At 58.3% G+C, this 415-nt stretch carries 1 protein-coding gene; it reads left to right on the top strand.

Going from position 1 to position 415, the window contains the following annotated elements; all coding sequences use genetic code 11:
- The coding region (locus tag KNP00_RS14120) for an RNA-guided endonuclease TnpB family protein (RefSeq protein WP_215146303.1) at nucleotides 1-408 on the top strand (408 nt) is incomplete at its 5' end.
- Nucleotides 409-415: the final 7 nt, after the last annotated feature.

Here is a 415-nt window from a genome sequence, read left to right as displayed (position 1 = left end):
ATCGCCAACAGACGCACCGACTTCCTGCACAAGGTGTCGACCGAGATCGTCAAAAACCACGACGTCATCGGCATCGAGACCCTGCAGGTGAAAGACATGCAGCAGGACCGCAAGTGGAGCAAGTCGATCTCTGATGTAAGTTGGTCGGAGTTCCATCGGATGCTCGAGTATAAGGCCGGCTGGTACGGCAAGACCGTCGTGAAGGTCGGGAGGACCTTCGCCTCGAGCCAAGTGTGTTCGAGTTGCGGCCATCGACACCAAGACGTGAAGCATCTCGCATTGCGTGAATGGACCTGCCCGAGTTGCGGGGCCCACCACGACCGTGATGTGAACGCAGGACTGAACCTCAGACAAGAAGCCGAGCGCCTGTTGGCTTCTTCAACCGTCGGGACGACGGGGCTAGCCTGATCAGGTT

The organism is Exiguobacterium qingdaonense, from assembly GCF_018617855.1.
Taxonomy (GTDB): domain Bacteria; phylum Bacillota; class Bacilli; order Exiguobacteriales; family Exiguobacteriaceae; genus Exiguobacterium; species Exiguobacterium qingdaonense.
This window is presented reverse-complemented; position numbering and strand designations above follow the sequence as displayed.